This window comes from Streptomyces physcomitrii (assembly GCF_012273655.1).
GTDB lineage: Bacteria > Actinomycetota > Actinomycetes > Streptomycetales > Streptomycetaceae > Streptomyces > Streptomyces physcomitrii.
Genome location: NZ_JAAWWP010000002.1, coordinates 311,572 through 318,006 on the forward strand (window position 1 = coordinate 311,572; position 6,435 = coordinate 318,006).

Sequence of the window (6,435 nt, forward strand, 5' to 3'; positions counted from 1 at the left end):
TACGACCGGCGGAAGTCGGCGTGCGTGCAGCATCTGCACGGACCTCACAGGATAGGCGCGAGGAGCGTGACCCGCGCCACACAACGGCAGCGCCCCCGGTACCAATGGAGGTGTCCGGGGGCGCAGGGAGGCATAAGGGGGCGTACGCGGATCAAAGGATCCGGCGGCGGCTCAGATCAGGCCGAGACCGCGCACCGCCTCGCGCTCCTCCGCGAGCTCCTTCACCGAGGCGTCGATGCGGGCGCGGGAGAACTCGTTGATGTCCAGGCCCTGGACGATCTCGTAGGCGCCGTCCTTCGTGGTGACCGGGAAGGAGGAGATCAGGCCCTCCGGGACGCCGTAGGAGCCGTCCGAGGGGATGCCCATGGAGGTCCAGTCGCCCTCGGCGGTGCCGTTGACCCAGGTGTACACGTGGTCGATGGCCGCGGAGGCGGCGGAGGCGGCCGAGGAGGCGCCGCGGGCCTCGATGATGGCGGCACCGCGCTTGGCGACCGTCGGGATGAAGTCCTCGGCGAGCCACTTCTCGTCGTCGACGGTCTCGGCGGCGTTCTTGCCCGCGACCTCGGCGTGGAAGATGTCCGGGTACTGGGTGGCCGAGTGGTTGCCCCAGATCGTCACCCGGCGGATGTCGGAGACCGCGGCACCGGTCTTCTTGGCCAGCTGACTGATGGCGCGGTTGTGGTCGAGGCGCGTCATGGCGGTGAAGCGCTCGGCCGGTACGTCCGGGGCGGCGGCCTGGGCGATCAGGGCGTTGGTGTTGGCCGGGTTGCCCACCACGAGGACCTTGACGTCGTCCGCGGCGTGGTCGTTGATGGCCTTGCCCTGCGGCTTGAAGATGCCGCCGTTGGCCTCCAGGAGGTCACCGCGCTCCATGCCCTTCGCGCGCGGGCGGGCGCCCACCAGGAGGGCGACGTTGGTGCCGTCGAAGGCGACGTTCGGGTCGTCGCTGATCTCGATGGACCGCAGCAGCGGGAAGGCGCCGTCGTCCAGCTCCATGGCGGTGCCCTCGGCGGCCTTGAGCGCGGGGGTGATCTCCAGCAGGCGCAGCTTGACCGGCACGTCCGCGCCGAGCAGCTGGCCGGAGGCGATGCGGAAGAGGAGTGCGTAACCGATCTGTCCGGCCGCGCCGGTGACGGTGACGTTCACGGGAGTGCGGGTCATGGCGTTCTCCGTTGACAGCTGTGGCGGTGGGGTTGTCGCCCCGGGTGCGGGGGATCCCTGCCATCGGCCACGATGATCGATCTCTTGGCGTCAAGAGAGATCCGGCGGTCAGGCTATCGCGCTCGGCGCGGACCGTACGTCCGGGTTCGTGTGGCCCACCCCACACCGCGCCCGACACCGCCCAAGTGGCCCCGGCCGCCCGGGCGATCGGGCCGGACACCCGGCAGGGACCGGGCCGGACATGCGGACCGGCGGCCGTTCCTGCCTGTAGGGGTGGCAGGAACGGCCGCCGGGTGGGGGTGGTGACCACTCCCGTGGGGGGACTGTGCACCTGCCCCGGTTCTCCCGGGGCATGCGCATCTCGCCGCGGAAAATTTCCGGGCGCCTTCCGGACGGGAGGGACAGGCGGGGCAGTTGGGGTGGGAACGCCCGGCGGCAGGGCTATTTCGTGCAGCCCTCGGTGCCCGTGGCGAGGATGCCGCAGGCGGTGACGTCGGCGGCCTTCCGCGCGGCGACCATCGGGGTGTAGGCGTCCGTGGTGGTGCCGACCGTGGCGTTCTGCTTGCCGCCGGAGGTGGAGCTGATGCGCACCCCGTCGCCCGCCGCGGCCGAGGTGATCCGGGCCCAGGCCGCGCCGCAGGTCTTGCTCCAGCGGATCTCGACCACCGCGGTGCCGACGGTGGCCCGGTCGCTGGTCTCCACGTACTCCCCGGCGCAGCCCATCTCCTCCGGGTCCCGTCCGGCGCAGTCCTTGCCCACGCACTCGACGCCCTCGGGCAGCGGCGAGGCGGCGGCGGTCGTCGAGGGCGGCGGCGCGGGCTCGTTGCCCGCCTCGGCGTTGCCGCCCGCGAGCCGCATCGTCAGCACCGCGGCGACGGCGACCACCACGACCCCGGCGAGCACCATCAGCAGGGGGCTGCGGCGGCGGGAGCGGGGGGCGGGGCGGGCCTCGCGGGGGCCGGAGGCAGTGGCAGGTCCACCGGGGCCGCCGTACGGGGACCCGCTCGGGTGGCCGGAGTTCGGGTGGCCGGGGCCCGTCGCGACGCCCGGATGGACGGCGGTCTCGGCGCGCGAGGCGCGGCCGGCGCGGCGGCCCGGGCGCTCACCCGCGCCGGATCCGGCGGGCGGTTCGGCCGCCAGGTCCTCCGGGTAGGGGCCCTCGCTGCCGGGCAGGCGCTCGGACTCCGGGGCCTCGGAACCCCGCGAGCCAGAGGAGGCGCCGGAGCGCGCGGCCGACCCCGACTGGCGGCGGGCACCGCGACCGCCCTGCTTCTGCGGACCCGCCTCGCGGCCGCCCGGCTTCTGCGGTGCGGTCTCCCCGAGCGCGGCCCGCGCCTGGGATATCCGTATCGCTTCCATGGTCATGTCGTGGCGCATCTCCGAACGGCTCCAGGCGCGTTCGGCCAGCTCCCACATGGTGGTCAGGTGGACCGGGCTGGTGTGGGTGACCTCCGCGAGCGCGATGATCGCGCCCTTGGGCGCGAGCAGGCGCCCGTTGAGATACCGCTCCCAGGAGGTACGGCTGTAGCCGGTACGGTCCGAGAGCGAGGCGACGCTGAGACCGCTGCGGTCGACGAGCCGACGCAGCTGTCCCGCGAACTCCCGGATCTCCGGATCGAGTTCCTCCGAGAGCTCCCTCCACCGAGGCATTGCCTTCCCCACTTCCCCCTGTATGTCGTTGCGCCGCCGCACCGCGAGGCACAGGACCCCGGGGCCACCCCGCCCCGGGTTCCGCTCCCGGGCCCCTCCGGGGGCCCGCGCCGCCGCCGGTTCCCCGGGGCGGTCCTGGATGTCCTCGCCGTACGGCAGGCACGTTCGCACGCGCCGCGCCCTGCGGTCCAGTGTCACATCACCACCGGCGGCGCACCACGACGCCCTGACCGATTGGGCCGGAATCGCCCCCTTGCGGCAGCGGCCCCGCCCGCCGCACCGGACAGGCGGCGCCCGACCCGTACGTCGTTGCGGGGCGCGCACACCGTAGCGGAATGGTCACTTCCGTGCCACAGGGCCCGGGCTTTCCTTGTACGCCGCCGACGGGTCGATGAGTCTGGGTCCGCGGGCAGAACCGGACACCGCCACCAGCCGCCTCCGCGGCCCCGGTGGGGACACCCACCAGGGATTTCGCGGTGGCCTCCGGTGCGGCCCGGGCACCCGCAGGCGGTGTCCGTCCCTGATTCGGGGGAGGGGACGGATACCGCCGCCGCCCGCGTCGGCGGCGAAGTCCGGGGACGCCCAGGGCGCCGGGGAGCCCGAGGGGGCAGAGGTGCCCGACAGGTCGCGGTGGCCCGGCAGTTGCGATGCCCCGGCCGCCCGGCTCACCGCACGGCCGCCCGGATCACGTCACGGCGCCGGCTCACCGCACGGTTCGGGCCCGGCTCACCGCACGGTTCGGTCCCGGCTCACTTCACGGTGAAGTGCAGGGCGTCGTCCAGGAACGGGATCTCCAGCCAGGGGTCGGGCTGCGCCATCAACGCCAGCAGGACGATGAGCACACCGAGTCCGCCGTACGTGATCATGTCCGTGAAGCGGGAGCGCACCGCGAGCATCCCGACCGAGGGCACCATCCAGCGGATCACCGCCCCGCCGACGAGGGCGAGGCCGATGATCAGGGTGCCGACCCGGAAGACGTCCAGGGCGGTGATCAGCAGCCCGATCCCGGCCGTGCCGAGCACCGCGAGCATGGGCCACTGACGGGCGGGGGCGGGAGCGTCACCCGAGGCCGCACGGCCACCGCCCTCGGGACGGGCCACACCCCGGGTGAAGCGGGGAAACCGCCGCGAGGCCGGAGCGAGCGTGGCACCCGAGGGGGCCTGCCGGTCGACGGCCACCGAAGCTCCCGCGGGGTCGGTGGCCTCGCCGCCGTCGGCGGAATCCGAGCGGGCGGTGGACTCCGCGCGGGCGGCGGATCCCGTACGGGCGGTGGACTCCGTGCGGGCGCCTTCCGTACGGGCGGTGGCCTCGGCGGCGGCAGCGGGCTCCGTGCGGGTGGCGGATCCCGTACGGGCGGCGGGCTCCGCGGGGGCGGCACCGCCGGTGGGACGGTCCGGCCCGGGCTGCCGGGCGCCGGTGCCGTCGGTCTCCGGCGCCCCGTCGGGTGCGTTCATCGGCTGCTCGAATCCTTGGGAGCGGTGATCGGGAGCTTGGGTGTCGGGAGCTTCGGCGAGGAGCCCGGCTTCGGCCCGCTCAGCTCTCGGCGGCGCGCTCGGCCGCCTCGACGACATTGGCCAGGAGCTGGGCGCGGGTCATCGGGCCCACCCCGCCCGGGTTCGGGGAGAGCCAGGCCGCGACCTCGGCGACCCCGGGGTGGACATCGCCGACGATCTTGCCGCTCTCGTCGCGCGAGACACCGACGTCGAGCACGGCCGCGCCCGGCTTGATGTCCTCGGGCTTGACCAGGTGCGGCACCCCGGCCGCGGCCACCACGATGTCGGCGCGCCGCAGATGGGCGGCGAGGTCGCGGGTGCCGGTGTGGCACTGGGTCACGGTGGCGTTCTCGGAGCGCCGGGTCAGCAGCAGCGGCATCGGGCGGCCGATGGTGACACCGCGGCCGACGACCACGACCTCGGCTCCGTTGATCTCCACGCCGTGCTCGCGCAGCAGCCGGATGATGCCGTAGGGCGTGCAGGGCAGCGGTCCGGGCTCGTTGAGGACCAGGCGGCCGAGGTTGGTGGGGTGCAGTCCGTCCGCGTCCTTGGCCGGGTCCATCAGTTCGAGGATGCGGTTCTCGTCGAGGCCGCGCGGCAGCGGCAGCTGGACGATGTATCCCGTGCAGGCGGGGTCCGCGTTCAGTTCGCGTACGACCGCCTCCACCGCCTCCTGGGTCGCGGTGGCGGGCAGTTCGCGCTGGAGCGAGGCGATGCCGACCTGGGCGCAGTCGCGGTGCTTCCCGGCGACGTACTTGTGGCTGCCGGGGTCGTCCCCGACCAGGACGGTGCCGAGTCCGGGCGTGACGCCCTTCTCCTTCAGCGCCGCGACCCGGGCGGTCAGGTCCGACTTGATCGCGGCCGCCGTGGCCTTGCCATCGAGAATCTGAGCAGTCATGGGAGGCAGCACATTCCTTGGAGATGCGGTGGCGAGCGGAGAGAGCGGTGGTGGGCGGCGGCGTGCCGTCCCCCACCATCCTCCCGGATGACGACTCCCCGATTCCAATCCGGGTCGGTACGCGGACGGCGAGGGCCCGCTCCGCCCGTCTTCACCCCGGCTCCCCGCAACCTTCGCCCGACCGCAAGAATCCGGACACCCGATCGCTACCACGGAGGGCCCGGCAGGCTCCCGGGAGGTCGCTGTGCGTCCCCGAGGGCGGCGCGAACCGGCAGGAATACGCGGGCAGTTCGGGTGAAGTCGGCGCGACGCTGCGTGACGCGCGAGTTGCACTTGCACAACGCCATAGGGAAGCGACTGGACAAAAACGCCAGGCCTTTAGAACGATGAGCGGCACAGTGCCGCGGGCAGTGCCGGGGGGACGTTCCGCATCTGTTGTCGTTCCTCCCCCAGCGATCCGCGTGTCCCCGCGCTTCCTACGGAGGAAATCTCGCCATGAGCTTCGGCGACCCGAACAACCCCTATGGCTCCCCGCAGGGCGGCCAGCAGCAGCCCGGCTACCCGCAGCAGGGCGGCCAGCAGCCGGGTTACCCGCAGCAGGGCGGTCAGCCCGGCTACGGCTACCCCCAGCAGGGCGTGCCCCAGCAGCAGGGCTACCCCGGCTACCCGCAGGGCGGCCAGCAGCCCTACGACGCCTACCAGCAGCAGCAGGCCGCGTACGGCGGCGGCTACGGCTACGGGGCCGCCCCCGAGCTGGCCCACTGGGGTCTGCGCCTCGGCGGCACCATCATCGACGGCCTGATCTTCGCCGTGCCGTACATCGTGATCATCGTCGGGCAGGGCAAGGCGGTCTTCGCGATCATCGGCTTCGTCGCCCTGATCGCCCTCGCCATCTGGCAGCTGATCCAGGAGGGCCGCACCGGCCAGACCGTCGGCAAGAAGGCCGTCGGCATCCGCCTGGTCCGCGAGAGCGACGGCCAGCCGGTCGGCGTCGGCATGGCCTTCGTGCGCCGCATCGCGCACTTCCTCGACAGCATCGCCTGCTACCTGGGCTGGCTGTGGCCGCTGTGGGACGAGAAGAAGCAGACCTTCGCCGACAAGGTGTGCTCCACCCTGGTCATCCGCAGCCAGTAGGCGTACGACCGTCGGCCCGCCGCAGTGGCGCCGGGCCGAACGCAGGACAGCGACGACAGCGGCGGGGGGGAACCACACAGAGGGGGGGGGCCCGGGGGG

At 73.4% G+C, this 6,435-nt stretch carries 5 protein-coding genes; 1 reads left to right on the forward strand and 4 read right to left on the reverse strand.

Translation table 11 applies throughout. The annotated features are described in order from the left end of the window. Nucleotides 1–171: 171 nt before the first annotated feature. The 4 genes from HFV08_RS04580 to HFV08_RS04595 all read right to left on the reverse strand — a co-directional run bounded on the left by HFV08_RS04580 (nt 172) and on the right by HFV08_RS04595 (nt 5,202). Nucleotides 172–1,161 carry a malate dehydrogenase gene (locus HFV08_RS04580; RefSeq protein WP_168536124.1) on the reverse strand — a complete coding sequence of 330 codons (990 nt, stop codon included), beginning with the start codon at nt 1,159–1,161 and terminating at the stop codon, nt 172–174. Between the two features lie 441 nt (nt 1,162–1,602). Continuing rightward, nucleotides 1,603–2,811, reverse strand: coding sequence for an XRE family transcriptional regulator (locus HFV08_RS04585; RefSeq protein ID WP_168536126.1), 1,209 nt, complete (start codon nt 2,809–2,811; stop codon nt 1,603–1,605). Nucleotides 2,812–3,560: 749 nt separating this feature from the next. Beyond that, the gene (locus tag HFV08_RS04590) at nt 3,561–4,265 is read right to left on the reverse strand and encodes a DUF3017 domain-containing protein (protein WP_168536128.1); all 705 of its coding nucleotides are present in this window, start codon (nt 4,263–4,265) and stop codon (nt 3,561–3,563) included. Nucleotides 4,266–4,344: 79 nt separating this feature from the next. Further along, nucleotides 4,345–5,202 (reverse strand): bifunctional methylenetetrahydrofolate dehydrogenase/methenyltetrahydrofolate cyclohydrolase, encoded by an 858-nt coding sequence (locus tag HFV08_RS04595; RefSeq protein ID WP_040252911.1) that lies wholly within the window; start codon nt 5,200–5,202, stop codon nt 4,345–4,347. A gap of 495 nt (nt 5,203–5,697) precedes the next feature. Here HFV08_RS04595 and HFV08_RS04600 point away from each other — a divergent pair, with 495 nt between their 5' ends. Next, the gene (locus HFV08_RS04600; RefSeq protein WP_168536130.1) at nt 5,698–6,336 is read left to right on the forward strand and encodes an RDD family protein; all 639 of its coding nucleotides are present in this window, start codon (nt 5,698–5,700) and stop codon (nt 6,334–6,336) included. Nucleotides 6,337–6,435: the final 99 nt, after the last annotated feature.

Bases quoted from the DNA above. Each gene is read 5' to 3' on its own strand.
- HFV08_RS04580 (WP_168536124.1), bottom strand. From the start codon at position 1,161: ATGACCCGCACTCCCGTGAACGTCACCGTCACCGGCGCGGCCGGACAG.
- HFV08_RS04585 (WP_168536126.1), bottom strand. From the start codon at position 2,811: ATGCCTCGGTGGAGGGAGCTCTCGGAGGAACTCGATCCGGAGATCCGG.
- HFV08_RS04590 (WP_168536128.1), bottom strand. From the start codon at position 4,265: ATGAACGCACCCGACGGGGCGCCGGAGACCGACGGCACCGGCGCCCGG.
- HFV08_RS04595 (WP_040252911.1), bottom strand. From the start codon at position 5,202: ATGACTGCTCAGATTCTCGATGGCAAGGCCACGGCGGCCGCGATCAAG.
- HFV08_RS04600 (WP_168536130.1), top strand. From the start codon at position 5,698: ATGAGCTTCGGCGACCCGAACAACCCCTATGGCTCCCCGCAGGGCGGC.